This is a genomic window from Pyxidicoccus sp. M15 (assembly GCF_056858435.1).
This window is the reverse complement of record NZ_CM166495.1, coordinates 2,306,591-2,328,353: the sequence shown is the minus strand read 5'-3', so window position 1 is coordinate 2,328,353 and position 21,763 is coordinate 2,306,591. Positions and strand designations below refer to the sequence as shown.

Below are 21,763 nucleotides of genomic sequence, written 5' to 3'. Positions count from 1 at the left end.
CCGTCAGTCCGCCAGCCCCCCACCCCACCCGCCGCCGTCCGCTACCTCGGGTCCTCGGGCTCCAGCTCGCGCTCCTCGGGGGGCGGCGCTCGCGAGGGCGACGTACGGGAGGGCAGCCCCACGCCCTCGCCCAGGGGGGTGGGCTGACACTCGCAGACGGTGCGGCGTGAGGCCGCCTCGGTGACGAAGGCGCAGGCCGTGGGGCACTCGGGCTGGCGGCCCTCCTCGAACAGGGCCAGCCTGAAGCCTGTGGCAGGGGCCAGCGCCGCATGGCAGGCGGGCAGCGCCTGCGCCAGGGAGGCCCAGGGCAGCCGGTGCTGCGTCGTGAGTCCCCGGCTGGTCGGGGGGAAGCTCAGGCCCACGCCGCAGCCCGTTTCCAACCGCTGGCCATCCGCGCCCACGGGCTCCAGGTGCAGCCGCCCGCCCTCGGGCAGGTCGCGGTGGACGACGCCACTGACGGACACGCTGCCGTCCGGCTCGCGGCGCACGTGCAGGCCGTAGCAGCCCTCTTCGCTGAAGGTGCCGCCCGGGCTGGCGCACTGCTGGCGCTCGACAGCAGGCGAAGCCGGCGCGACGGGCACGGCCGCGGAAGGAGCCGGGGCCGGAGCTGAAGCCGGCGCGGAGGGCGCAACTGCGGAAGGAACCGAGCCCGGAGCTGAAGCCGGCGCGGAGGGCGCAGCTGCGGAAGGAGCCGAGCCCGAAGCTAGCGCGGAGGGAGCATCTGCGGAAGGAGCCGAGCCCGGAGCTGGCGCGGCGGGCGCATTCGCGGAAGGAACCGAGCCCGGGGGCAGAATCGATGCGGGAGGCTCGGCCGGAGCCGAAGGTGCCGCCTTCGGCCCCACGCGCGGCCGGCGCAGCACCAGCGCCCCACCCTTCGCGTCGAGCGTCGCGGTGAAGCGGCCCCAGACGTCCGGCCCCAGCCGCCCCAGGCTGCTCGGCGAATCCCATCGCCCCGCCGCCTCCACCACCAGCGGGCGGGCCCCCACGCCATCCGCCACCTCCACCGCGTCCACCGCGAAGGTGCGCGCCGGCAGGTTGGCCGCCGTCTCCAGCGGCTGCAGGCCCTGCGCCTCCGCCGGCCCCACCGCCAGCCGGGAGAACGGCTCGCGCGAGCCCAGGACGAAGGGCCCCGTCAGGTCCGCCTCCCCCTGCCGCACACGCGCGGCCAGCAGCGGCCAGTCCCCCAGCGGCTCGCGGCTGAGCTCCACCACGTGCACCTCGCGCGAGGCCTCGGACGCGGCGGCCTCCGCGGCATACGCCTCGCGCGGGCGGGACGCGGAGAAGGAGACCTCGCGGCGCAGCGGGTCCACCGTGAGCGCGTAGGGCTCCAGGACGTCCGCGCCCAGCGTCACCGCGCAGGCCCGCTCGCCGGACAGGCCCGCGGTGCGCATCGGCGATGCCACCGGGCCCACGGAGAAGGCAGGCAGCCGCACCACCGGCCAGGAGCGGAAGCCGCCCGCGGGCTCCGGCGCGCGCACCGTGCCCTCGGGCGCGGGCAGCGGCCCCTCGAAGCACCCCTTCGAGACGAGCGAGAGGGGCCGGGCCACGTCCAGCACCACCGGCACGGCGCGCGTGCCCAGCCGCCCCGCCACGGTGAGCCGCAGCGCGGGCGACGCCAGCAGCGGCAGGGTGTGCCCCGCGAAGCCCTGGGAAGGCGCGGGGGCGGAGGCCGTGGCGCCTCGATGGCACCCGGCCAGCATCAACACACCCGAGAGGAGGAACGCGCCGCGCACGTCCCGCAGGTTACTGCTTCTTGCCCTTGGTGAAGTCGTCCACGCGGGTGTCGTCCGGCACGTCCAGCTTGAAGCTGTCCGCGGCGATGCCCACGTTCGTCTTCAGGCCCAGGAAGGAGATGGTGTTCTCGCTGCCGTCCGGGTCCACCACGGTGCTCTTGAGCACCTGCGCCGTGGCCGGGTCCACCTCCAGGCGCACCTGGCGGAAGCGAGGCTCGGTCTTCAGCGGGTCCAGCACCAGCAGCGTGCCCTTGCAGTCCTTGCACGCGCCCTTGGTGATGGCGAACTCGTCCGCCAGCTTCCCCTGGCCGAAGAGGAACGTCACCGAGGCGGAGAGCTGGCTCGTGTCCACGCTGCCCACCGTGAGGCTCTGCGCCGCCGCGTCGTACGCGTACACCTTGTTGCCGGCCAGCACGAAGGTGCGCGCGGTGGGCTTCTGGTACTCCCAGCGCATCAGGCCCGGCTTCTTGTAGGTGACGGTGCCCTCGGACGTCTGCGTGCGCCGGAAGGTCTTGTACTTGTAGTCCTGCCGGAAGCCGGAGCGGAAGTCGCCCGTCTTCTCGTAGAAGGCCTGCATCCGGTCCACCAGCGTCTTCACCTCCGGCGTCATCGCCGGGGCCGGCTTCGCGGGCGCCGCCTCCGTGGGCTTGCCCTGCGCAGCGGCCGCGGGCTTGCCGGGCTCGGCGGGCTTCGCCGGAGGGGTGGCGGGGGCCGGCGTCTCCGCGGCCTTCGTCCCCTGGGGCGCCTTGCCCGCCTCACCCGCGGGCTTCGGGGTGGCGGGAGCCGGCGTGGCCTGGGCCACCACCACGGGCTTCACCGCGCTGGCGGTGGGAGCGGCCGGCGCAGTGGAGGCCGGCGTGACGGCGGACAGCAGCGTGGCGAGCAGGGTTTCCAGGAACATGGCGTGCGTCTCCAGGCGGGCCGTGTAGGCCAGCGGCGTCCATCTACCCCATACCGACGGGGGAGAGGGGCACGGCATTCATGGCTGCGTCTTGAAGATGCGCTTCCTCTGTTTGATGGACAGCACGTAGAAGCGCTCGCGAAGGGCCTCGGCCTCCTCGGGAGGCAAATCCCCCGAGCTCCCCAGGTGCTCGTCCCGCCAGGCGACCGCCCGGCTGATGCAGGCCGACGCGGCGGCGGAGATGTTGAGGCTCTGGCTGAAGCCCCGCATGGGCACCCAGAAGGTGCCGTCCACGGCGTTCAGCACCTCCTCGCTCACCCCGCGCCGCTCGTTGCCGAAGACGAGCGCCGTCTTCGCCTCGAAGCGCATGGAGTAGAGGCTGGTGGCGCCCTCGCGGATGGCGGAGGCGTAGAGGAGGAAGCCGCGCGACTTCAGGTGCTCGCGGCACTCGGCGAAGCTCTTGTAGAGCTTCACGTCCAGCCACTTGTCACACCCCTGGGCCACCTTCGAGTTGGGGACGAAGGGGGCCTCGGGGTTGATGACGACGTGCACCTCCTGGACGCCGAAGGACTCGCAGGTGCGCAGCACCGCGGCCATGTTGAAGCTGTCCTCCAGCCGGTCCAGGACGACGGTGAAGTTGCGCGTGCGCTGGCTGATGACCCTGTCGATCTTCTCCTTGCGCGCATCGAGCAGGAACTGCTCTGGCTCGTACTGCTCCTTCTCGAAGCGCTCGTAACCAGCACCGCCGCCGGACATTGCCTCAGGACCTCCTGCCGCCGGGCTTGCGCGCCGGTGCCTTCTTCGCGGTCCGGACCGGCTTCGCGGCCGGCCGCTTCTTCGCCACCGCCCCGCGCTTCGCGGGAGCCTTGCGCGCGGCCATCTTCTTCACCGCGGCCTTCTTCGCCGGAGCCGCCTTCTTCGCGGATGCAGCCTTCTTCGCGGCGGAGCCCGCGGCCTTGCGCGCCGGGGCCTTCTTCACCGCAGCAGCGGCCTTCTTCGCCGGGGCCCTCTTCACCGCAGCAGCGGCCTTCTTCGCCGGGGCCTTCTTCGCCGGAGCAGCGGCCTTCTTCGCCGGGGCCTTCTTCGCGGCGGCCTCTCGCGCCGGAGCCGCCTTCGCCACGGACGCGCCCTTGCGCGCCGGCGCGGCCCGAACGGGCTTCTCCACGTGCAGCTTCTCCGTGCGACCGGTGAAGAGCACCTCCGCCACGGAGTCCATCAGCGCCTGCATGCCCTCGCCGGTGACGCAGGACACGGGGTAGACGCGGACGCCGCGCGCGCGCAGGGCCTCGGTGAAGGCGGCCAGCTTCTCCTGCGCGTCGGGCAGGTCCAGCTTGTTGGCGGCCACCACCTGCGGCTTGGACGACAGCTCCTGGCTGTACTTCGCCAGCTCCGTGTTGAGGATGTCGAAGTCGTGCAGCGGCTCGCGGCCCTCGCCCTGCGCCCCCATGTCGATGAGGTGGATGAGCACCTTGCAGCGCTCCACGTGCCGCAGGAACTGGTGCCCCAGGCCCACGCCCTCGCTGGCGCCCTCGATGATGCCGGGGATGTCCGCCATCACGAAGGACAGGCCGTCCTTGTACTGGACCATGCCCAGGTTGGGGACCAGCGTGGTGAAGGGGTAGTCCGCAATCTTCGGACGCGCCCGGCTCACCCGGGAGATGAAGGTGCTCTTGCCCGCGTTGGGGAAGCCCAGCAGCCCCACGTCCGCCAGCAGCTTCAGCTCCAGCCGCAGCGTCTTCTCCTCGCCCTTCGTCCCGTCCTGCGCGAAGCGCGGCGTCTGCCGCGTGGACGTGGCGAAGTTCATGTTGCCCAGGCCGCCCCGGCCGCCCTGCGCCGCCACCCAGCGCTGCCCGGGCTCGCCCAGGTCCACCAGCAGCTCCTCCGTCCCCGCGTCCTTCACCAGCGTGCCCACCGGCACCCGGAGAATCATGTCCTCGGCGCCACGACCGTTGCAGTCGTTGCCCATGCCGTGCTCGCCGGACTTCGCGAAGTGGTGCTGCTGGTAGCGGTAGTCGAGCAGCGTGGTGAGCTGCGGATCCGCCACGAAGATGACGGAGCCACCATTGCCACCGTCTCCCCCGTTGGGGCCGCCCCGCTCGATGTACTTCTCACGCCGGAAGGAGACGGAGCCGTTACCGCCATCGCCCCCCTTCACGAAGATGCGGACCTCATCGACGAACTTCATAAAGACTCCTGGAAAAACGCAGAGCGGGCCGCCCTCGCGTCCCGCCGCCGAAAAGGGCGCGTGGACTGGAGAAGCGACCCGCTCGTGGGTGCCACACGGCTGCCGGCCAGGCGGCCGGCGAACCGTCAGGCGCTCGGCTGGGCAGCGGCCGGGTAGACCGAGACCTTCTTCTTGTCGCGGCCCAGGCGCTCGTACTTCACCACGCCGTCGACCACCGAGTAGAGGGTGAAGTCGCGGCCGAGCTTCACGTTGGAGCCGGCGTGGATGACCGTGCCCACCTGGCGAACCAGGATGCTGCCGGCCGACACCGTCTCACCGCCGTACACCTTCACACCACGATACTGCGGGTTGGAATCACGCCCGTTGCGCGAAGAACCCTGTCCCTTTTTATGGGCCATGACACCTTGCTCCTGAAGTTTGAGGGAATCCGTCCGGACTAGCCGGCGATGGAGGTGACCTTCACCTCCGTGTACGGCTGACGATGGCCACGGCGGCGCGTCCAGCCCTCCTTCTCCTTGCGGAAATGGAGGACGCGGCGGTGCTTGTCCTGAGCCAGGACCTTGCCCACCACGCGAGCGCCCGAGACGGTCGGCTTGCCCACCTTGGGGCTGTCCGTACCACCCAGCATGAGGATGTCCGTGAAGGTCACCTCGGCGCCGATGTCTCCCGCGATCTTCTCGATCCGGAGCACATCGCCCTCGGCGACGCGGTACTGCTTCCCGCCCGTGCGAATGACTGCGTACATCGTCTAACCCCTGTCAGCTTTCGGGTTGGGTCAACCCTTGGAATCGACCGCGCATTTCGGACGGGTCCACCATCCAATTGCGCCAAAGGCGGCGGGATTTACGGGATGTGCCCTGGGGAGTCAAGGCGGATGAAGGATCATCCCTCACACCCACGGGTGGTTTACACCCCCCTCGAACCAATGTTAACTGGAAAGCGGGCCTACGGCGGCCAGCACGGGTGCCGTTCTACCAACCTCTATTCGAGGGGGAATCCACAATGAAGAAGATCATGATCGGCCTCGTGGCCATGTCGTCTCTCGTGTTTGGCACCGGCTGCGGCGGCAACTACTGCGACGACGCGGCGGACGCCTATGAGGGCCTGGCCGACAAGGCCGATGACTGTGACCAGATCAAGGCCCTGCTGGGCGAGCTCGAGTTCTCCGACTCCGACATCGAGGAGTGCAAGGAGGACATCGAGAACTGCTCGGATGGCGACAAGGACAAGCTGGACGACTCCATCGACTGCATCAACGACATGCCGGACTGCGAGTCGGGCAAGGAGTCGGACTGGATCGCCAAGCTGCAGGCCTGCGCCGACAAGACGGAAGGCGTGAGCTGCGGCGAGTAGTCATCGCCGCCGTCTGCTGATTCGACGGTGCCTCGGGGCCCGGCTCCCTCTCAAGGGGACCGGGCCCTGTCATTTCTCGGCGTCACAGCGGCGGCCCGGGCCGCCAGGGCCCGGCGGACCACCCGGTAGCGCTGGAGCAGCCCCGGCTCGAGCGGGTCCAGCGCCAGGCCGCGCTCGTAGTGCTCCAGCGCCCGGGCGAGCTGGCCGTCGCGCTCCAGGCCGCCCCCCGTGAGGAAGTGGACGCGCGCGGGGCCCGCGGCCTGGGGATGGCGGGCGAGGAACTCGCGCCGCAGGGACTCCAGCTGCTCCGCGGAGAGCCCCGCCTCCAGGCACCGCGCCACGCCCGCGTGGTTGCCCCGCTCCGCGTCGTACAGGGCCCGCTGCACGGGGGCGCCGAGCGCGTCACCGGCCTCGCGGACGCGGACCCGCACCGCGTCGAGCTGGGCGCGCTGCGAGGGGGACAGGGGCCGCTGGCGCAAGGACTCCATGGCGGCCCAGGCCTCGCGCGTCCGGGCCCGCACGGCTTCCATGTCCGCGTCCGGAGGCAGCCCCAGCACGGCGTAGTGGTCCCCGGCCGAGCGCTGGCGCCACGCCTCCAGCACCCGGGCCGCCTCGGCGTCATCCCCCCTGGGCCCGGGCGTCGGGCGGCGCACGGGCTCGCCCTTGAGGAGCTGATCCACCGCGGCCTTGAGGGCGGCGGTGGCCTCCACGAACTGGACGCCGAAGCCGGTGGGCATGCCCCAGACGCGAGCCTGCTCGGGAGGCACCTGACGCACCACCTCGCACAGCACCGACTGGGGTCCGGACTCCAGCTCCAGCACCACCGACAGCCGGGCGCACAGGGGCGGCAGCGAGCCCTCGGTATGCAGGAACAGGCCGCCCCGGGACAGGTCCGAGCCCGTCAGCCGCGCGGGCGCCTCGCCCTGGCGCAACACCACCTGCACCGGGAGCTCCACCGCGCGAGGCCGGGAGGGCGTCGCGGCCTGGGCGGGAGGCGCGGACGGGTGCGCGTCCGCGCCCCGCTGACCGCCCCCGGGGACCGGCGCGGAGGGCGGGGACGACGCCCGCTCCGGCGCCTCCGACCCTGGCGCCGCAGGAGACGACCGTGCCCCGCCCCGGCCCGGTGTCCCGGAATCCGGCGTGGCCGTAGAGGCGTGTGCCCCGCCCCGGCCCGGTGCCCCGGAATCCGGCGTGGCCGCAGAGAAGTGTGCCCCACCCCGGCCCGGTGCCCCGGAATCCGGTGTGGCCGCAGAGGCGTGTGCCCGCCCCGGACCTGGCCGCTCGGAACCCGCCGCCGCCGGAGAGGCGTGGGCCCGCCCCTGCTCCAGCGCTTCCGCCCCCGGCGCGGCCGGAGAGGACTGCGCCTGCTGTCGCCGCGCGCCGCTGGAGGGCGTCGGAGCCCGCGCGGGCGGTGTCGCGGCGATGGCGCCGGCCTCGCGGGCGTCTTCGGCGATGGCGCCCTGCAGCGCGGCGCGAAGGGCGGAGGCGGACGGATAGCGGTCCTCGGGCGCCTTGGCGAGGGCGCGCAGGATGACGCGCTCCACGGCCGCGGACACGCCCGGGTGCACCGAGCGGGGAGGCGGCGGCACCCGCGTCTGGTGGGCCACGAGCTGTGCGGCAATGCCCTCGTCGTTGAAGGGCAGCCGCCCGGTGACGAGCTGGTAGGCGATGACGCCCACCGCGTACAGGTCCGCGCGCCCGTCCAGGCGGCGGCCCACGGACTGCTCCGGAGCCATGTACTCGGGCGTGCCCACGATGATGCCCGCATGCGTCTGCGGCATCTGCGCGTCGAGCAGCTTGGCGATGCCGAAGTCCAGCACCTTGACGAAGGGCGAGCCACGCCCGCGACGCACGAGGAAGACGTTGTCCGGCTTGAGGTCGCGGTGGACGATGCCTCGCGCGTGCGCGGCCTGGAGCGCGTCACACACCTGCACCAGCACGGACACCACCGCCGCGGCCGGCAGCGGCGTGCCCACCCACGCGGACAGGGGCGCACCGTCCAGGTACTCCATGATGAGGTACGGGCGCGGCGGCGCGGCGTTCAGGTCGAAGATGCTGACGATGTTCTCGTGGCCGATGAGATTCACGGCCCGCGCCTCCGCGTGGAAGCGCTGAACCAGCTCCGGGTACATGGCCAGGTGGTCGTGCAGCACCTTCACCGCCACCTTGCTGCCAATCGACACGTGCTCGCCCAGGTACACCGCCCCCATGCCGCCCCGGCCCAGGCGGCGCACCAGGCGGAAGCTGCCGAAGCGCTGCCCCACCAGCGGGTCCACCTCCTCGCCCGTCGGGGCACACCGGTTCCGGGGCGTCCCCCCGCCCTCCGCGTCGGCGCGCACGAGCGTCGAGCAAGGTGCCTCCGCCCCATGCCACCGGCCGCACGCCTCACACTCCCCACCGCTGCTCACCTCGGCCATACCGCTCCCCCCGGCCTGCCTGCACAGCTTGGACACCGGGGAACTCACGCATCCACTGTCGGTAAAGGCGGATGTCTCGTAGTACCGAGCCAACCGGCGCCGGGGTCTCAGGCAAGCGTCCCGCGCAAGACGCCTCTCCTGCCGAGAATTCATCAGCTGGATAGAGTGCGCCCCCATGTCTTCCACCGCACGTCGCATCCCCACCGTCGACCTCTCCCACTACCGCACCGGCACGCCCCGGGAGCGCGCCCGCTTCGTGCAGGTGTTCGGCGATGGCCTCAAGGAGTTCGGGTTCGTCACCGTGGAGGGCCACGGCGTCGACGACGGGCTCATCCGCCGCACCTACTCGGACGTGGAGCGCTTCTTCGGCCTCCCCGAGGCGGTGAAGGCCCGCTACGCGGACACGGAGCGCGGCGGCCAGCGCGGCTACATCGGCTATGGCCAGGAGCACGCCAAGAACCGCAAGGTGGGCGACCTGAAGGAGTTCTGGCACGTGGGCCGCGAGCTGCCGCGAGGCCACCGCTACCACGACGTCTACGGCGCCAATGTGTGGCCGGAGGAGGTGTCCACCTTCCGCGAGCACACGCTGTCGCTCTTCTCCGCGCTGGACGGCGCGGCGGGGGTGATGCTCCAGGCGCTGGCCGAGTACTTCGGCGTGGAGCGCGACACGTTCCGCGACATGGCCACGGACGGCAACTCGGTGCTGCGGCTCATCCACTACCCGCCGCTGAAGGAGCGCTTCATCCCCGGCGGGGTGCGCGCCGCCGAGCACGAGGACATCAACCTCATCACCCTGCTCTGCGAGGGCACCGCGGGCGGCCTGGAGCTGCTCACGCGTGACGGCGAGTGGCTGCCGGTGGACACGCTGCGCGGGCAGATTGTCGTGGACTCGGGCGACATGCTCAGCCGCGTGACGAACAACGTCATCCCCGCCACCACGCACCGGGTGGTGAATCCGCGCAGCACGGCCGAGGACACGGTGCGCTACTCGATGCCCTTCTTCGTGCACCCGTACGCGGACTGTGTGCTACAGCCGCTGCCGTGCACGCAGACGCCGGACAACCCGGCACGCCATGCACCCATCACCGCGGATGCGTTCCTCAAGCAGCGCCTGCGGGAGATTGGGCTGTTGAAGTAGCGCGCCCCTCCGCCATGGACAGGCCCGTGACCGCATCCCACGTCGAGCTCTTCGCCGTCCAGCCGCGCGTCGCGCTGGAGGACTACGCCTCGCCCGGGTCCTTCGCCGCGAAGCACCGCGCATTGGCCGCGCGCGTGGATGCCCTGCGCGCGAGGGACGCCAACGGGCAGCCGCTCCACCCCGCCCTCGCGGTGTGGCCGGAGATGGTGGGCGCCGCGCTGGGACTGATGGGGCACCTGCCCCGCGTGCGCCGCTGCCGCACCACGAACGCCGCCATGACGCGCATGGCGCTCGCCGAGTGGTGGGCCATGTGGAGCACGTGGCGCCGCCTCCGCCCCCCGACGATGGAGGAGTGCCTCTACGCCGCGGTGGCGCCGCGCGTGCACCGCGCCATGTGGGAGACCTTCTCTGGCATCGCGAAGGACTTCGGCCTGTGGGTGGTGGCGGGCAGCGCACTGCTACCGGCCAACCGCCTGGGCCCGGACACACGGGACTTCGAGCCGGACGGCGCGCGCACGTACAACACCAGCTACACGTTCTCACCTGAAGGCCGCTGCGTGGCGGTAACGCGCAAGGTGAACCTGGTGCCCACGCAGGAGGACGTGCTGCACCTCAGCCCGGGACGGCCCGAGGACCTGCCCGTGCTCCAGACGCCCTTCGGCCGGCTGGGCACGCTCGTCTGCTACGACGGCTTCCGCGAGCCCCACACCGCGAAGGAGCCGTACTTCGTCCCCTGCGCGCAGTACCTGGACGCGCTGGGGGTGGACGTCATCGCCCAGCCGTCCGCCAACGCCTGGCCGTGGGACGCCCCGTGGGCCTTCAACGACACGGGCGCGGGTGAGTCCCAGCTCCGCCGCGAGCAGTGGTTCAACGAGGGGCTCTACACCCAGCTGCGCGCCCTCACCCGCGTGCGCTACGCCGTGAATCCGCAGCTCGTGGGCGGCTTCCTCGACAACACCTTCGAAGCGCCCTCGCTCATCCTGGAGCGCCCCGCGCCGGGCGAGGTGCGCGTGCTCGCCCAGTCCGCGACGCCCCGGGACGAGGACGTGCTCCACGTCACCGTGCCCCTGCCCGCGCGCGGTTAGTCGCCGAGCTTCTTCTTCAGCAAGTCGTTCACGAGGGCGGGGTTGCCCTTGCCCTTCATCGCCTTCATCACCTGTCCCACGAAGAAGCCGAACACCTGCTTCTTGCCGGCGCGGTACTTCTCCACCTCGCCCGCGTTCTTCGCGAGGATGTCGTCCACCACCGCTTCAATCGCGCCCGTGTCGCTCACCTGCGCCAGGCCCTTCTCCGCGATGATGTCCGAGGGCGACTTGCCCGTGCGGAACATCTCCCCGAGCACGTCCTTGCCCGCATTCGCGGACACCGTGCCCTTGTCCACCGCGCCCAGCAGCTCGGCCAGCTGCACCGGGGTGAAGCGCAGCGCGGACAGCGGCGTGCCCTCCTCCTTCAGCAGGCGCATCAGCTCGCCCAGGAACCAGTTGGAGAGCTTCTTGCCGTCCGCGTAGTGCGCCGCGCACGCCTCGAAGAAGTCCGCCAGCGGGCGCTCGGCGGTGAGGATGCGCGCGTCGTAGGCGGGCAGTCCGTACTGGCTGGTGAAGCGCGTCAGCTTCGCGCGGGGCAGCTCCGGCAGCGCCTTCGCCGCGGCGTCGATGGCCGCGTCGCTCACGTGCAGCGGCGCCAGGTCCGGTTCCGGGAAGTACCGGTAGTCGTGCGCCTCCTCCTTGCTGCGCATGGAGCGGGTGACGCCCTTGTTCACGTCCCACAGGCGCGTCTCCTGGCTCACCTTCCCGCCGGACTCGATGACGTCCACCTGCCGCGAAATCTCGTACTCCACCGCCTGCTTGAGGAAGCGGAACGAGTTGAGGTTCTTCAGCTCGCAGCGCTGGCCGTAGGTGGACGAGCCCTTCGGCATCACCGACACGTTGGCGTCGCAGCGGAAGCTGCCCTCCTCCAGGTTGCCGTCGTTGACGCCCAGGTACACGAGCACGTCGCGCAGCGCCTTGAGGTACTCCACCGCCTCGTCCGCGTCGCGCAGGTCCGGCTCGCTGACGATTTCGAGCAGCGGCACGCCCGCGCGGTTCAGGTCCACCAGGCTCTGGCCCCCGCCCGCGTCGTGGACGTTCTTCCCCGCGTCCTCCTCCATGTGGATGCGGCGCACGCGGATGACCTTCTCACCCTGCGGCGTGTCGATGACGAGCCGGCCGTGCTCGCAGATGGGCAAATCGTACTGCGTAATCTGGTAGCCCTTCGGCAGGTCCGGATAGAAGTAGTTCTTCCGGCTCCACACGCTCGTCTTCTTGACGGTGCACTCCAGCGCGAGGCCGGTGCGCACGGCGAACTCCACCACGCGCTGGTTGAGCACCGGCAGCACGCCCGGCATGCCCAGGCACACCGGGCAGGTGTTGCGGTTGGGCTCGGCGCCGAACGCGGTGGAGCAGCCGCAGAAAATCTTCGACTGCGTGAGGAGCTGCGCGTGGACCTCGAGGCCGATGACGGGCTGGAAATCGCTCACGGGCATGGCGGTGTCACCAGGGCGTTCGGCCCGGCGTGCCCTACAGGGGCGCCGGGCGGCGGAAGAAGTCGTGCTCGCGCTCGAAGGCGCGGGCGATGCGCAGCAGGCGGGCCTCGTCGAACGGCCGCCCCAGAATCTGCAAGCCCACCGGCAGGCCCGCCTTCGTGAAGCCGCACGGCACGGCCAGGCCCGGCAGGCCCGCCAGGTTGCACGGCAGCGTGAAGACGTCCATGAGGTACATGGACAGCGGGTCGTCCGCCTTCTCGCCCAGCTTGAAGGCCGGCACCGGAGACGTGGGCGACAGCACCGCGTCCACCTGCTGGAACGCCTTCGTGAAGTCCTCGCGGATGAGGGTGCGGACCTTCTGCGCGCGCAGGTAGTAGGCGTCGTAGTAGCCGGCGGACAGCGCGTACGTGCCCAGCATGATGCGGCGCTTCACCTCCGACCCGAAGCCCCGCTCGCGCGTCTGGGCGTACAGCTCCTTGAGGCCGCGCGCGTCCTTCGCCCGCTGGCCGTAGCGGATGCCGTCATAGCGGGCCAGGTTGCTGGACGCCTCCGACGAGGCGAGGAGGTAGTACGTGGCCAGCGCGTACTTCGTATGGGGCAGCGACACGTCCACCAGCGTCGCGCCCAGCCGCTCGTACTCGCGCAGGGACTCGCGGATGGAGGCCTCCACCTCCGGGTCCATGCCGTCGATGAAGTACTCGCGCGGCACGCCCAGCTTCAGGCCGCGCACCCCGGCCTCCAGGTCCGCCGAGTAGTCCGGCGTCTCCACGGCGGCCGAGGTGGAGTCCTGCGAGTCATGCCGGGCAATCACCTGGAGGAGCGCCGCCGTGTCCGCCACCGTGCGCGCCATGGGGCCCGGCTGGTCCAGCGACGAGGCGTAGGCGATGACGCCGTAGCGCGACACGCGGCCGTAGGTGGGCTTGAGGCCCACGGTGTTGGTGAAGGCCGCGGGCTGGCGGATGGAGCCGCCGGTGTCCGTGCCCAGCGCGCCGAACACCTCGCGCGCCGCCACCGCCGCGGCCGAGCCGCCCGACGAGCCGCCCGGCGTGCGGGACAAATCCCAGGGGTTGTGGCTGGGGAAGTACGCGCTGGACTCGTTGGACGAGCCCATCGCGAACTCGTCCATGTTCAGCTTGCCCACCAGCGGCAGGCCCGCGTCCTTCAACAGGCGCACCACCGTGGCGTCATAGGGCGGGACGAAGCCCTCCAGGATGCGCGAGCCCGCCGTGGTCTCCACGCCTTCCGTGAGGAAGATGTCCTTGAGCCCCAGCGGCACGCCGTCCAGGGCGCTGGCGGGGCTGCCGGCCTTGCGGCGCGCGTCGCTGGCGCGGGCGGCGGCGAGGGCGCCGTCCTCATCCACGCGCAGGAAGGCGCGCACCTTCGGGTCCACCTGGCGGATGCGCTCCAGGCACGCGCGGGTGGCCTCCTCGGAGGAGACCGCCCGCTCGGCCAGCTTCGCCGCCAGCTCCAGCATCGTGAGGTCCGTGAGCTGCATTGACGTGGAGCCTCCGGGCTATTCGATGATTTTGGGCACGGCGAAGCTGGTGCCCGACTTCGCCGGCGCGTTGGCCAGGGACTTCTCCGGCGGCAGCGACGGCCGCGTCACGTCCTCGCGCAGGAGCGAGGCCGCGAGCGTGGCGTGAGACGTGGGCTCCACGGCCTCCACGTCGAGCGACTGGAGCTGCGCCACCGCGTCCAGCACGGCGGACAGCTGCGTGGTGAAGCGCTGCTCCTCCTCCGGAGTCAGCGCCAGCCGCGCCAGCGTGGCCACGTGGCGCACCTGCTCGAGCGTGAGGGCCATGGACGCGTGCCTCGCAGGGGCTACTTGTTCTTGAACAGGTTGAGGATGGCGCCCATCACCTTGCCGCTGCCCTCGTGGCCGTGGCGGTTGATGAGCTGGTCCAGCTCGCCCGCGTCCAGGAAGACGCCGTGGCAGTTGAAGCAGGTGTCGATTTCGACGTTGCCCTGCTTCAGCGTGTGCAGGTCCATGCCGCACTTGGGGCACTTCATGTAGTGCAGCTGCTTGAGGTCCTCGCGCTGCTTCGCCGCGGTCTCCGCGGCCTGCTGGATGGCCAGCTTGCGCTTCTTCTCAATCTCCTCCCGGGCGAAATACTCCTCCTCGGTGGAAGACGGCTTGTCGGTTCGGGCGTCAGCCATGGGGTGCTCCTTGGGCGAAGTCCAACCGTCCCGCGACGCGTCGCGTCCGGGCGGCGTTGATGGCGGCAACATACCCCCTCCGTGGAGGGGCGCAGCCGAAATGTAGGCGTCCCGTCCGCTGTCTTCCGCTCCCCTCTCACGACGGCTGGCGGACTGCTGGAAAATTGACCGCCCCCCCTCCCTCCCTACACTCGCGACGGGCATTGCTACAGCCCGCTACGCGACTGAGACGCGCAGAGGGAAGAGGGTCATGACGGCGAAGAAGGGTCGGGCGGAGAAGGCGGTCCTGTCCCGGCAGGAAATCGCGACGCGGCGCAGGCAGCTTGCGGACAAGCGGATGAAGGCTGGCTCGGGCGGCAGTGTCGCCGGGCGGGCCATCACCGGTGTCTTCATCCTGGCCGCCTCGCTGTTGTCCCTGCTGGCGGTGGCCACATTCGATGCGAGGGACAGGGTGGGTCCGGGCTTCCGCAACGCGGTGGGGCCCATGGGGCACCTCATCGCGGAGTCGCTGCGGGGGATGCTGGGCGTGTGCGCCTACCTGATTCCCGCGGGTGGCATCTACGCGGCCATGGTGCTGTTCGTGGGCAGCAGGGACCGCAAGCGGGCGCCGCAAATCATCAGCCTGGTGATGCTGACGGCCAGCGTGTCCGTGCTGGCGCAGCTCATCTTCGCGGGTGACAAGGGCTGGGCGCATCCTCCGGGTGGCGCGCTGGGCGCGGGCCTGGGCGGGGTGATGGAGGGGCTGTTCTCCACCGTCGGCACCGTCATCCTCGTGACGGCCATCAGCGCCGCCGCGCTCATCGTCGGCACGCAGTACACCTTCCTCAAGCTGTGCTCGCTGGCGTGGGCCGGCATGTGCGTGCTGGGCAACCGCATGCGCGAGTCCTTCCTCGTCTTCTGGGAGGCGCAGAAGGTCGCCTACAAGGAGCGCCAGGAGCGCGCCGCGCAGGAGAAGGAAGAGGAGGCCGCCTTCCTCGCGCAGCTCGAGTCGGATGAAGAGGAGCTCGCCGAGGCCGAGCGGCTGGCCGCCGAGGCCGAGGCCGCCGAGGCGGAGGCCATGGCGGAGGAGGCCGTGCGCCTGGCCCGGCAGAACGAGAAGGAGCAGGCCGCCGCCGCGAAGCTGGCCCTCAAGGAGACCCGCGAGCGCGAGAAGCTGGAGAAGCAGCTGGCGGCGAAGAACCCCGTGCGCGGCGAGGAGGAGGACGAGTCGCTCCCGCCGGTGTCCCTCACCGCCGTCACCGAGAAGCCGCCCACGCGCGCCGAGAAGCGCCTGGGGCCCGGCGCGGACCCGGCCTGGGCCGCGTCGTTCCTCGCGCCCGAGCCCCGTCCGGTGCCCGCCCTCGCGGAGAACGCCGAGCCCCCGCGCCGCGGCCGCAAGACGCCCAACATCGTCACCGGCCCGCAGCCGTCCACGCCGCCCGTGTCCGCGCAGGCCCTGGCCGCCGCGCAGGCCCAGGACGCCGAGCCCGTCGCTCCGGCGGTGGTGCCTCCCCTCGCCGCGACTCCGGTGCAGCCCGCCGCGGCTCCGGCGGCTCCGGCCGCCATCGTCCCGGCGCCCCCGGCCGCGCTGGCCGCGCGCATGCCGCTCATCGTGGAGCCCAAGGCCCCGCCCAAGCCCACCGCGAAGAAGAGCCAGGACCAGTTCGAGTTCGTCGGAGACCGCAAGAGCTTCTCCCTGCCGCCGCTGGACGTGCTCGAGTGCGACAAGCAGGAGCGCTCCGCGCTGGACAAGGACGCCTTCCTCATCACCGCGGAGAAGCTGCGCGCGAAGCTGGCGGACTTCGGCATCGTCGGCGAGGTGGTGGAAATCCGCCCCGGCCCCGTCGTCACCATGTACGAGTTCCTCCCGGGGCCCGGCATCAAGGTGAGCAAGATTGCCGCGCTCGCGGACGACCTCGCCATGGCGATGGAGGCCATGCGCGTGCGCATCGTCGCCCCCATCCCCGGCAAGGGCGTGGTGGGCATCGAGGTGCCGAACAAGGACCGTGAGACGGTCTACCTCAAGGAGATTGCCGAGCAGGACGCGTTCAACAAGGGCGCGAGCAAGCTGACCATGTGCGTGGGCAAGGACATCGAGGGCATGCCGTACGTCCTCGACCTGGCCAAGGCGCCGCACCTGCTCATCGCCGGTACCACGGGCTCCGGCAAGTCGGTGGCCGTGAACTCCATGATCATGAGCATCCTCCTCAAGGCCACGCCCGAGGAGGTCCGCTTCATCATGGTGGACCCGAAGATGCTGGAGCTGTCCGTCTACGAGGGCATCCCCCACCTGCTCCTGCCGGTGGTGACGGACCCGAAGAAGGCGGCGCTCGCGCTGCGCTGGGCCGTGGAGGAGATGGAGCGCCGCTACCAGCTCTTGTCCGAGGCCGGCGTGCGCAACATCGGCGGCTACAACAAGCTGGTGGAGAGCACCGCCACCGAGGTGAAGGACGCGGCCGCCGAGCCCGCCCCGAAGAAGAAGTCCAAGCCCAAGAACGTGCTCGTGCTGGACGCGCCCGCCACGGGCAGCGAGGGCATGGGCGTGGCCGCGCCCCGCGACGATGACGAGGACATGCGCGAGGCGGTGGTGTCCGAGGCGTCCGCCGAGGTGCCCGAGGTGGAGGCCGAGCCGGAGGATGGCGAGGACGCCGCCCTGGAGGCCGCCGCCGAGGAGAAGGCGGAGAAGAAGCAGCGCACCAAGCTGCCGTACATCGTGGTCATCATCGACGAGCTGGCGGACCTGATGATGGTGGCCAGCCGCGAGGTGGAGACGTACGTGGCCCGCCTGGCGCAGATGGCGCGCGCGTCCGGCATCCACCTGATGGTGGCGACGCAGCGTCCGTCCACGGACGTCGTCACCGGCGTCATCAAGGCCAACTTCCCCACGCGCGTCAGCTTCATGCTGCGCTCGAAGCCGGACTCGATGACGATTCTGGGCACGGTGGGCGCCGAGGCCCTGCTGGGCATGGGCGACATGCTCATCATGCCGCCCACCAGCGCGCACCTGCAGCGCGTGCACGGCGCCTTCGTGTCGGAGAACGAAATCAAGCGCGCGGTGGACCACCTCAAGGCCCAGGGCAAGCCCGTCTACGACGAGTCCATCCTCAAGCCGCGCGACGAGGAGGGCGAAGGCGGCGGCGGCGAGGAGGACGAGCTGTCCGACGAGCTGTACGACCAGGCGCTCGCGACGGTCAGCGAGATGCGGGCCGTCTCCATCTCCATGCTCCAGCGCAAGATGCGCATCGGTTACAACCGCGCTGCTCGCATGATTGAGCGCATGGAGCGCGACGGCGTGGTGGGCGCGGCGGACGGCGCCAAGCCCCGCGAGGTGCTCATCCGCGGCGTGGGCGACATGCCCGGCGCCGGGGCCATGTAGCGAACAAGCGGCCCGAGCGGCCGTCGCGCCCGGGGGAACGGGCGCCACGGCCAGGGCGGTTGTTGCTCACGGGGGCGTTCGGGGTTTCCACCCGGGCGCCCCTTCTTCTTTCGCGAAGAGACGCGTGTCCATGATTGTCGCCATCTCCCGCTTCCGCCCCGCGCCCGAGGACGCGGACCGCCTGGTCGCCCGCTTCCAGGAGCGCACCCGGCGCGTGGACGCCTACGAGGGCTTCCTGGGCCTGGAGGTGCTGCGCTCGTTCGAGCGCTCACCCGAGCTGCTGCTGGTGACGCGCTGGCGGGACAGGGAGGCGATGCGTGCCTACTTCCAGTCAGAGGACTTCCGAAAGGCGAAGGAGGCCAGCGCCGAGCAGGAGGGCGCCACCTTCGCCATCTACGAGGTGGTGGGCACTTGATGCGCGTTGCCGGTTCCCAACGGGCCCCGCGTCGTCTATGGGCGGTATCCCATGGCTGAACGCATTGCCCTGTACGCCACCGCCGCTCGCGGCACCGAGGACCTCCTCGCGGATGAATTGAAGGAGCTCGGCGCGCGCCGCATCCGCCAGGACCGCGGCGGCGTGCGCTTCATGGCCACGCTCGACGAGGCGCTGATGGTGTGCCTCTGGTCCCGCATCGCCATGCGGGTGCTCTACCCGCTGGGCGCCTTCGAGGCCCACGGCGCGGAAGGCCTCTACGAAGCCGCCGTGAGCATCCCCTGGGAGGAGCACCTCAACCCGGACACCACCTTCGCGGTGGATGCCACGCTGAAGGACAGCGAGCACAGCCACTCCGGCTTCGTCGCCCTCAAGGTGAAGGACGCGATTGTCGACCGCATCCGCGACGCGGTGGGCGCCCGGCCGGACGTGAATACGAGGGACCCGGACGTGCGCGTGGTGGCGCACCTGGCGCGCGAGACGCTGTCGCTCTCGTTGGACTTGTGCGGCGAGCCCCTGCACCGGCGCGGCTACCGCGTGCGCCCCACCCCGGCGCCCCTCAAGGAAACGCTGGCCGCGGCCCTGCTGCGCGCAGCGAGCTACACGGGCGAGGAGGCGCTGGTGGACCCGATGTGCGGCTCCGGCACGCTCCTCATCGAGGCGGGGCTCATCGCGCGCAAGCGGGCGCCGGGCCTCAACCGCGACTTCGCGGTGGAGCGCTGGCCGGAATTGGGCACGCGGGCGCGCGAGCTGCTCGCGGACCTGCGCGCGGACGCGCGGCGCAACGAGCGAAAGGTGACGGTGCCGCTGCTGGGCTTCGACAAGGACCCGGAGGCGCTGGATGCCGCCATCCGCAACGTGCGCGCGGCGAAGCTGTCGGAGGAAATCCAGCTCGCCGAGGGCGACGCGACGAAGCTCCCGCCGCTGCCCGCCACGGGCGGCCTGCTCATCACCAACCCGCCCTATGGAGACCGGCTGGGCTCGGGTGGGCAGAAGGGCATGAAGAGCTTCTATTACAAGCTCGGCGAGTCGCTCCGCGTGCCGGGCTGGCGCATCTGGGTGCTCTCCGGCAACCCGGCCTTCGAGAGCGCCTTCCATGCCCGCCCGTCCATGAAGCGGGACATGTGGAACGGCCCCATCGCCTGCACCCTGCTGGGCTACCGGCCCTCGGGCGGCCCCGCGGGGGACGGCTCAGAAGCGCCGCTCGGTGCGCCGCACGAGCCGGTCGATGTTGCCCCGGTGCGTCCACAGCATGAGGAGGAAGAGAACGGCTGAGAGGCCGGCGTACTCCACCTCCCGGGCGGTGATGGCCGACGTGCCCACCGCCGTGGCCCCCGCGGCCAGCGAGCCGAGCGAGCTGACGCGCCACACCGCGAGGATGAGCGCGTACACCACCGCGCCGGCCAGCGCCGCGACGGGCACCAGCACCACCAGCACGCCCAGCGCGGTGGCCACGCCCTTGCCGCCGTGCAGCTTCAGCCACACCGGGTAGACGTGCCCGAGCACCGCGGACAGGCCCACCAGCACGTGCACCATGGGCTGTCCCGGCACCAGCCGCAGCGCCAGTGCCACGGGGAGCGCGCCCTTGAGGGCGTCCAGCAGCAGCACCACGGCGCCCAGCTTCTTGCCCGCCACGCGGGTGACGTTGGTGGCGCCGATGTTGCCGCTGCCCTTCTGGCGCACGTCCACGCCACGCAGCCACCGCGTCAGCAGCACACCGAAGGGGATGGAGCCGGCGAGGTAGCCCAGCACGACGAGCGCGTATGGCACGAAGGGAGGCTATAGCAGCAGGTGGGGGAAGCGCGTCTTCACCACCACGTAGGCGTAATTGACGAGGAGCAACAGGGGCAGCGCCACCCGCACCACGTTCCACTCCCGGGGGGAGAGCTGGACCTCCGGGATGGGCATGGCGAAGACGAGGTGCAGCACCATGGCCACCGCCGCCAGGGCGAACAGGACGGCGGCCACCGTCCCGAGGGGGTTGGCCTCCCAGGCGCCGACGAAGTTGAAGTGCGACACCCGGTCCGCCACCCGCGTCAGCCCGCAGCCGAGGCAGGGCCAGCCCGTCCGCTCGCGCAGCACACAGCCCCAGAAGGGGATGATTTGCGCCACCGGGATGTAGCGGGCCACCAGCAGCCCGACGATGCCGGCGATGCCCAGGGCATCCACGGTGCCGAAGCGGCGGTTGCGAGGGGGGATGAGGACCTTCATGCGCGCCTCACCGGACAGTGCGGGACGGGTGGACTCTAGTACGAGCGCCGGCTTGCCGGAGCAAGGACTTCTGGCTAAGCGTACGGCCCATGAACTCGCTCCGCACGTCCCTGATGCTGCTGGTCGCCGTTCCCCTGGTTTCGCTCGCGGCCGACAAGACGCCCGCCAAGGCCCCGAAGGCCGCCGAGGGCGACTGTCACCACCCCGCCAAGGTCGAGGCCCCGGCCGCCGCGCCCGCCTCCCAGGACGGCTGGAAGCTCACCCGGGGCGAGCCCATCAAGGGCACCCAGGCGATGAAGCTGGCGGACGTGCTGGCGAAGCCCCAGGCGCACGACGGGAAGACGGTCCTGGTGGAGGGCACCGTGCGCAAGGCGTGCGAGCGCAAGGGCTGCTGGATGGAGCTGGCGTCGGACGCGAAGGACAAGAGCCCGGGCGTGCGGGTGACGTTCAAGGACTACGGCTTCTTCGTCCCGCTGGACTCGGCCGGCTCGAAGGCGCGCGTCGAGGGCGTGGTGAAGGTCGCCGAGCTGAGCGACAGCCACGCGCAGCACTACGAGTCCGAGGGCGCCACCGTCCCCCGCGGCGCGGACGGCAAGCCGCGCGAGGTGCAGCTGGTGGCCACCGGCGTCGAGCTGCGCCGCTGACCTGACGACATGGCGCGAAGCTTCAGCATGCGGGGCGTGCAGGGCGCGGCGGACCGCGCCGTCCAGCACGCCCGCAAGTGGCTCCTGGAGATGGAGCCGGACTCCCGCGTGCACGACGTGCAGGCGGACCCGCGCTTCCAGCACCGCGGGGTGGACCTCCTCTGGGAGCTGCCTTCGGGAGAGGTGCGCGGCATCGAGGTGAAGGGCGACCGCAACGCCACCCGCCGCCGCTACTTCTTCGAATTGGTGTCCAACCTGGAGAAGGACACCCCGGGCTGCTTCCTCTACAGCGGCGCGGACCTGCTGGTGTACGTCTTCCTCTCGCAGGGCGAGCTGCACGTGCTGCCGATGCAGGCCACGCGCGAGTGGTTCCTCCCCCGCGCGAAGGAGTACCCGCTCAAGCACGCCTTCACCCAGACGGGCGCCATCCGCTACACGACGGTGGGCGCGGTGGTGTCCGTGCGCGACGTGTCCGAAGGCGTGCCCGGCGTCCTGCGCGTGCCGCTGAAGCGCACCGCCGGCGCCGCGGCGCAGGAGGAAGGCGTCGCGGCCGGGCTGGAGGGGCTGGAGGCTCCGCCGCCCGCCGCTGCCGCCGCGCCCAAGGATGAGGCCGGAGGCCCGGACGGGCTGGGCTGAGGCACACCGGGCTCGCGGGAGCGGCCCGGACGGGCCAGGCTGAGGCGCACCGGGCTTGAAGGAGCGGCCCGGACGGGCC

Annotated in this window: 21 protein-coding genes; 8 read left to right on the top strand and 13 right to left on the bottom strand. The window is 71.3% G+C overall.

Features of this window, described 5'->3' with window-relative positions; all coding sequences use genetic code 11:
* Positions 1–41: 41 nt before the first annotated feature.
* From ACX9TP_RS09290 to rplU, 6 genes are all read right to left on the bottom strand, one after another.
* Positions 42–1,700: a hypothetical protein gene (locus ACX9TP_RS09290; protein WP_482982138.1), complete on the bottom strand. Its 1,659-nt coding sequence runs from the start codon at positions 1,698–1,700 to the stop codon at positions 42–44.
* Between the two features lie 43 nt (positions 1,701–1,743).
* Positions 1,744–2,634, bottom strand: a complete 891-nt coding sequence (locus ACX9TP_RS09285) for a LolA family protein (RefSeq protein WP_482979374.1) — start codon at positions 2,632–2,634, stop codon at positions 1,744–1,746.
* Between the two features lie 78 nt (positions 2,635–2,712).
* Positions 2,713–3,390 carry a TrmH family RNA methyltransferase gene (locus tag ACX9TP_RS09280; RefSeq protein WP_482979373.1) on the bottom strand — a complete coding sequence of 226 codons (678 nt, stop codon included), beginning with the start codon at positions 3,388–3,390 and terminating at the stop codon, positions 2,713–2,715.
* A 4-nt stretch (positions 3,391–3,394) separates the two neighbouring features.
* Positions 3,395–4,819: a GTPase ObgE gene (gene obgE, locus ACX9TP_RS09275; protein WP_482979372.1), complete on the bottom strand. Its 1,425-nt coding sequence runs from the start codon at positions 4,817–4,819 to the stop codon at positions 3,395–3,397.
* Positions 4,820–4,944: 125 nt separating this feature from the next.
* A complete protein-coding gene (rpmA, locus tag ACX9TP_RS09270) occupies positions 4,945–5,217 on the bottom strand; it encodes a 50S ribosomal protein L27 (protein WP_163996080.1) in 273 nt (90 codons plus the stop codon).
* A 38-nt stretch (positions 5,218–5,255) separates the two neighbouring features.
* Positions 5,256–5,564 carry a 50S ribosomal protein L21 gene (gene rplU / locus ACX9TP_RS09265; protein WP_163996081.1) on the bottom strand — a complete coding sequence of 103 codons (309 nt, stop codon included), beginning with the start codon at positions 5,562–5,564 and terminating at the stop codon, positions 5,256–5,258.
* A 257-nt stretch (positions 5,565–5,821) separates the two neighbouring features.
* Here rplU and ACX9TP_RS09260 point away from each other — a divergent pair, with 257 nt between their 5' ends.
* Entirely contained in the window at positions 5,822–6,172 is a 351-nt protein-coding gene (locus ACX9TP_RS09260; RefSeq protein WP_482979371.1) for a hypothetical protein, read from the top strand.
* A 50-nt stretch (positions 6,173–6,222) separates the two neighbouring features.
* Here ACX9TP_RS09260 and ACX9TP_RS09255 read toward each other — a convergent pair whose 3' ends face one another.
* Complete coding sequence (locus ACX9TP_RS09255) at positions 6,223–8,589, bottom strand: serine/threonine-protein kinase (protein ID WP_482979370.1); 2,367 nt, start codon at positions 8,587–8,589, stop codon at positions 6,223–6,225.
* A gap of 175 nt (positions 8,590–8,764) precedes the next feature.
* Here ACX9TP_RS09255 and ACX9TP_RS09250 point away from each other — a divergent pair, with 175 nt between their 5' ends.
* Together ACX9TP_RS09250 and ACX9TP_RS09245 are read left to right on the top strand one after the other, a co-directional pair.
* On the top strand, positions 8,765–9,727 hold the full coding sequence (locus tag ACX9TP_RS09250; protein WP_482979369.1) for an isopenicillin N synthase family dioxygenase: 963 nt from the start codon (positions 8,765–8,767) through the stop codon (positions 9,725–9,727).
* A gap of 26 nt (positions 9,728–9,753) precedes the next feature.
* On the top strand, positions 9,754–10,812 hold the full coding sequence (locus tag ACX9TP_RS09245) for a carbon-nitrogen hydrolase family protein (protein ID WP_482979368.1): 1,059 nt from the start codon (positions 9,754–9,756) through the stop codon (positions 10,810–10,812).
* Here the strand turns inward: ACX9TP_RS09245 and gatB are convergent.
* From gatB to ACX9TP_RS09225, 4 genes are read right to left on the bottom strand one after another with little or no spacing between them, the layout of a single operon-like run.
* Entirely contained in the window at positions 10,809–12,248 is a 1,440-nt protein-coding gene (gatB, locus tag ACX9TP_RS09240; RefSeq protein WP_482979367.1) for an Asp-tRNA(Asn)/Glu-tRNA(Gln) amidotransferase subunit GatB, read from the bottom strand. The two genes, ACX9TP_RS09245 and gatB, sit on opposite strands and share 4 nt — an antisense overlap.
* A 34-nt stretch (positions 12,249–12,282) precedes the next feature.
* A complete protein-coding gene (gene gatA, locus ACX9TP_RS09235) occupies positions 12,283–13,743 on the bottom strand; it encodes an Asp-tRNA(Asn)/Glu-tRNA(Gln) amidotransferase subunit GatA (RefSeq protein WP_482979366.1) in 1,461 nt (486 codons plus the stop codon).
* Between the two features lie 18 nt (positions 13,744–13,761).
* A complete protein-coding gene (gatC, locus tag ACX9TP_RS09230) occupies positions 13,762–14,049 on the bottom strand; it encodes an Asp-tRNA(Asn)/Glu-tRNA(Gln) amidotransferase subunit GatC (RefSeq protein WP_482979365.1) in 288 nt (95 codons plus the stop codon).
* A gap of 20 nt (positions 14,050–14,069) precedes the next feature.
* On the bottom strand, positions 14,070–14,405 hold the full coding sequence (locus ACX9TP_RS09225) for a TFIIB-type zinc ribbon-containing protein (RefSeq protein WP_482979364.1): 336 nt from the start codon (positions 14,403–14,405) through the stop codon (positions 14,070–14,072).
* Positions 14,406–14,655: 250 nt separating this feature from the next.
* Between ACX9TP_RS09225 and ACX9TP_RS09220 the strand changes: the two genes are divergently transcribed.
* The 3 genes from ACX9TP_RS09220 (at position 14,656) to ACX9TP_RS09210 (ending at position 19,468) form a co-directional block, all read left to right on the top strand.
* Positions 14,656–17,760 carry an FtsK/SpoIIIE family DNA translocase gene (locus ACX9TP_RS09220; RefSeq protein ID WP_482979363.1) on the top strand — a complete coding sequence of 1,035 codons (3,105 nt, stop codon included), beginning with the start codon at positions 14,656–14,658 and terminating at the stop codon, positions 17,758–17,760.
* Positions 17,761–17,890: 130 nt separating this feature from the next.
* Complete coding sequence (locus ACX9TP_RS09215; RefSeq protein WP_482979362.1) at positions 17,891–18,175, top strand: antibiotic biosynthesis monooxygenase family protein; 285 nt, start codon at positions 17,891–17,893, stop codon at positions 18,173–18,175.
* A 51-nt stretch (positions 18,176–18,226) separates the two neighbouring features.
* Entirely contained in the window at positions 18,227–19,468 is a 1,242-nt protein-coding gene (locus ACX9TP_RS09210) for a THUMP domain-containing class I SAM-dependent RNA methyltransferase (protein ID WP_482979361.1), read from the top strand.
* Here ACX9TP_RS09210 and plsY read toward each other — a convergent pair.
* Positions 19,385–19,963, bottom strand: a complete 579-nt coding sequence (gene plsY / locus ACX9TP_RS09205) for a glycerol-3-phosphate 1-O-acyltransferase PlsY (protein WP_482979360.1) — start codon at positions 19,961–19,963, stop codon at positions 19,385–19,387. The two genes, ACX9TP_RS09210 and plsY, sit on opposite strands and share 84 nt — an antisense overlap.
* 9 nt (positions 19,964–19,972) lie before the next feature.
* Positions 19,973–20,404: a DUF2752 domain-containing protein gene (locus ACX9TP_RS09200; protein ID WP_482979359.1), complete on the bottom strand. Its 432-nt coding sequence runs from the start codon at positions 20,402–20,404 to the stop codon at positions 19,973–19,975.
* Between the two features lie 89 nt (positions 20,405–20,493).
* Between ACX9TP_RS09200 and ACX9TP_RS09195 the strand changes: the two genes are divergently transcribed.
* Together ACX9TP_RS09195 and ACX9TP_RS09190 are read left to right on the top strand one after the other, a co-directional pair.
* On the top strand, positions 20,494–21,048 hold the full coding sequence (locus ACX9TP_RS09195; protein ID WP_482979358.1) for a DUF4920 domain-containing protein: 555 nt from the start codon (positions 20,494–20,496) through the stop codon (positions 21,046–21,048).
* A 9-nt stretch (positions 21,049–21,057) separates the two neighbouring features.
* Complete coding sequence (locus ACX9TP_RS09190; RefSeq protein ID WP_482979357.1) at positions 21,058–21,684, top strand: hypothetical protein; 627 nt, start codon at positions 21,058–21,060, stop codon at positions 21,682–21,684.
* Positions 21,685–21,763 lie beyond the last annotated feature (79 nt).

Bases quoted from the DNA above. Each gene is read 5' to 3' on its own strand.
- ACX9TP_RS09290 (WP_482982138.1), bottom strand. From the start codon at position 1,700: ATGCTGGCCGGGTGCCATCGAGGCGCCACGGCCTCCGCCCCCGCGCCT.
- ACX9TP_RS09285 (WP_482979374.1), bottom strand. From the start codon at position 2,634: ATGTTCCTGGAAACCCTGCTCGCCACGCTGCTGTCCGCCGTCACGCCG.
- ACX9TP_RS09280 (WP_482979373.1), bottom strand. From the start codon at position 3,390: ATGTCCGGCGGCGGTGCTGGTTACGAGCGCTTCGAGAAGGAGCAGTAC.
- obgE (WP_482979372.1), bottom strand. From the start codon at position 4,819: ATGAAGTTCGTCGATGAGGTCCGCATCTTCGTGAAGGGGGGCGATGGC.
- rpmA (WP_163996080.1), bottom strand. From the start codon at position 5,217: ATGGCCCATAAAAAGGGACAGGGTTCTTCGCGCAACGGGCGTGATTCC.
- rplU (WP_163996081.1), bottom strand. From the start codon at position 5,564: ATGTACGCAGTCATTCGCACGGGCGGGAAGCAGTACCGCGTCGCCGAG.
- ACX9TP_RS09260 (WP_482979371.1), top strand. From the start codon at position 5,822: ATGAAGAAGATCATGATCGGCCTCGTGGCCATGTCGTCTCTCGTGTTT.
- ACX9TP_RS09255 (WP_482979370.1), bottom strand. From the start codon at position 8,589: ATGGCCGAGGTGAGCAGCGGTGGGGAGTGTGAGGCGTGCGGCCGGTGG.
- ACX9TP_RS09250 (WP_482979369.1), top strand. From the start codon at position 8,765: ATGTCTTCCACCGCACGTCGCATCCCCACCGTCGACCTCTCCCACTAC.
- gatB (WP_482979367.1), bottom strand. From the start codon at position 12,248: ATGCCCGTGAGCGATTTCCAGCCCGTCATCGGCCTCGAGGTCCACGCG.
- gatA (WP_482979366.1), bottom strand. From the start codon at position 13,743: ATGCAGCTCACGGACCTCACGATGCTGGAGCTGGCGGCGAAGCTGGCC.
- gatC (WP_482979365.1), bottom strand. From the start codon at position 14,049: ATGGCCCTCACGCTCGAGCAGGTGCGCCACGTGGCCACGCTGGCGCGG.
- ACX9TP_RS09225 (WP_482979364.1), bottom strand. From the start codon at position 14,405: ATGGCTGACGCCCGAACCGACAAGCCGTCTTCCACCGAGGAGGAGTAT.
- ACX9TP_RS09220 (WP_482979363.1), top strand. From the start codon at position 14,656: ATGACGGCGAAGAAGGGTCGGGCGGAGAAGGCGGTCCTGTCCCGGCAG.
- ACX9TP_RS09215 (WP_482979362.1), top strand. From the start codon at position 17,891: ATGATTGTCGCCATCTCCCGCTTCCGCCCCGCGCCCGAGGACGCGGAC.
- ACX9TP_RS09210 (WP_482979361.1), top strand. From the start codon at position 18,227: ATGGCTGAACGCATTGCCCTGTACGCCACCGCCGCTCGCGGCACCGAG.
- ACX9TP_RS09200 (WP_482979359.1), bottom strand. From the start codon at position 20,404: ATGAAGGTCCTCATCCCCCCTCGCAACCGCCGCTTCGGCACCGTGGAT.
- ACX9TP_RS09195 (WP_482979358.1), top strand. From the start codon at position 20,494: ATGAACTCGCTCCGCACGTCCCTGATGCTGCTGGTCGCCGTTCCCCTG.
- ACX9TP_RS09190 (WP_482979357.1), top strand. From the start codon at position 21,058: ATGGCGCGAAGCTTCAGCATGCGGGGCGTGCAGGGCGCGGCGGACCGC.